1 protein-coding gene and 2 pseudogenes are annotated in these 2421 nt (G+C 50.5%); 1 reads left to right on the top strand and 2 read right to left on the bottom strand.

Features of this window, described 5'->3' with window-relative positions; genetic code table 11:
- Both RTK32_RS10465 and RTK32_RS10470 read right to left on the bottom strand, forming a co-directional pair.
- Positions 1–754, bottom strand: a pseudogene (locus tag RTK32_RS10465) (O-antigen ligase family protein); the annotation flags it as partial.
- 325 nt (positions 755–1079) lie between these two features.
- The gene (locus RTK32_RS10470) at positions 1080–1919 is read right to left on the bottom strand and encodes a MurR/RpiR family transcriptional regulator (RefSeq protein ID WP_312043681.1); all 840 of its coding nucleotides are present in this window, start codon (positions 1917–1919) and stop codon (positions 1080–1082) included.
- 159 nt (positions 1920–2078) lie between these two features.
- Between RTK32_RS10470 and murQ the strand changes: the two are divergent.
- Positions 2079–2421: pseudogene (gene murQ / locus RTK32_RS10475) on the top strand (N-acetylmuramic acid 6-phosphate etherase); the annotation flags it as partial.

Raw genomic sequence — 2421 nt, forward strand, 5'->3', positions numbered from 1 at the left:
GTGCGATCACCGGTAAAGGCTTGATCAATTTCCCGCGCCACAGCGCACTAACCATAATCATCACTGAAAGCAGCGTGTGGATAAACATGGCAGAGCGGGTTTCGGTCAGCAGAATGATATATATGGAGAGCAGGCAGGTAAAGATAATGGCGGTAAACCTGACCGGTAATGACTTAATTTGATTAAGCATAGTCATCATAGCCAGCGCGAGCGCGCTGTAAGCATAAGCTGTAAGCGTAGCACGGTTGATACCGAGAACAATCCTGTCAACACCATTTATATGCTGCCAGATACCGTAAGCGCTGGAAAGGATAAAAGCAGCGGATAACGAAACCCAGGTTAGCTTATAGAGCAGTGCCTTGCTGACAAACTCTTTTTTTACGCCCCACAGGGTGAACAAAGCGATAAGCGTTGCTAAAAACCAGCGTTTGGCCGGTGTAAATAAGAGGCCGTTATCTACGCCGGGGATTTTATCGTAAGAGGCAACCAATGACCATGCCGAAAATATTATTGCCAGAAGCAAACCAGGCAAGATTATTTTGGAATTAACGAGCGTTGAACGCACATCTTTAAAGTTTATTACAATACCCGCGGCACATAAATAGCTACAAAAATAGAATGATACCCTGCTTGCCTTTTCATGAACAAAGCCGAAAGGCAGGATCAACAAAAGTAAAGTCAGGGAACCCCAAAACAGCACTCTGGTGAGTTGCTCATGTCTTGTGTTTTTCGGTGGTGAATATAAGTCGTTCATTTAAAATAGAGTCCTTGGCACAAGGGAGGTTTTACCGTTACGAATGAACGTTGCTGGGATAAATACCTGGTAACATTTGCCGGTGATACCGCCACCATTTCCTTTATGGGTAATCATTGCGCCTGCCTTCAGGGTAAGAATTTCAGTCCTGCTGACTGAGAAAATTAGCCTCCGTTTATAACTGATCTATAAAGAAAAATCAAAAGAGCCCGCTTAAAAACAGCCGGCTCTTTTAGATTACCCCATTGAAAGTTATCATTAATGTCATTGCCGCGCTTCTTAGTCATTTTTATAATGGCTTTAGGCTTTTCCACCAGTGGCATTGTCAGACCAGCTTCTTCACCAGCGCCTCGCTGTGGCGAATATGGCTGGAGGCACGTTCAGGATCGTGCTGCACCAGCGCCATAAATAACAGGTCGGTCAGCGTCAGCTGCGCGGAGGTCGAAGAGATGGCTGCGCTGCTGGTGGTCTGTTCTTCCGCCACCGTATAAAGACAATGCGTGGCGCACTGTTGCAGCGTGTTTGGCGTAAAACCCGTAAAGGCCAGCACGCTGGCGCCGGCACGTCGTGCTTCCTGAGCGGCAAGATTAATTTCGCGTCGTTCGCCCGTATAGGAAATAGCCAGCAGCACATCGCCCGGATTTAACGCCTGCACGCTGGCCAATAGCGCATGCATATCCTGCTCGGCCACGGCGTGAATGCCAATTTTCATCAATTTCCATGAAAAGTCCTTTGCTACCAGCCCCGACGCGCCAATCCCCACCAGCACGATACGATTCGCCTCTTTCAGCAGCCGCAGCGTTTCCGTCAGTTTTTCTTCGCTGTTAATATCCAGCGTGGCGCGAATAGCGGATTGCTTCTCTGCTAACAGCTTCTCGCCCACGACTTTTAACGGATCGTCGCTTAAGATCAGGTTATGTACGGTAATAGCATCCTTTTTTGCCAGCGACTCGCTCAGCGCCAGCTTCAGGGCCGGAAAGCCTTTATAGCCCAGCTTCTGCGCAAACTTCACCACGCTGGACTGGCTGACGCCCGCTTCCTCTGCCAGCTTTTGCGAGCTGAGATGGCGCGCGTTATCCGGCTGCGACAGCAGAAAATCAGCGAGACGGCGTTCGTTCAGCGCCAGCGTGGGGTAGAGTTGACGAATACGCAGTAGTGAGCTCATTAGCTCCTCCTTAAAACGGTCTGAACACGGTTCAGCACGTTAGCTACCCTTATCAAAGGCGGCTGGCTTATCAAAAAAGACCCTTTGGAAAACGGTTGTGAATATAATATTCAGTAATTCATTCAGATAAAGAATTAAAAATTCATTTGTGAGGATAGCATGGATCTCGGCGCACTGATTTCAGAAACACGTAATGCTGACACGATGGACCTTGATAGCCTCTCCACACTGGAGATGGTAACGAAATTTAACGAGCAGGACGCCCTCGTGGCAGAAGCGGTGCGCAGGACACTGCCGCAGGTGGCGCAGGCGGTAGATGCCGCCGCCGCTTCGCTCCAGGCTGGCGGCAGGCTTATCTATATGGGCGCGGGCACCAGCGGGCGGCTCGGCGTTCTTGACGCTTCCGAATGCCCACCAACCTTTGGCGTGCCGCACGGGCTGGTGGTGGGCGTCATCGCGGGTGGGCCAGGTGCGCTGCTGAAAGCGGTCGAGGGAGCAGAAG

The organism is Erwinia sp., assembly GCF_031978025.1.
Lineage (GTDB): Bacteria > Pseudomonadota > Gammaproteobacteria > Enterobacterales > Enterobacteriaceae > Erwinia.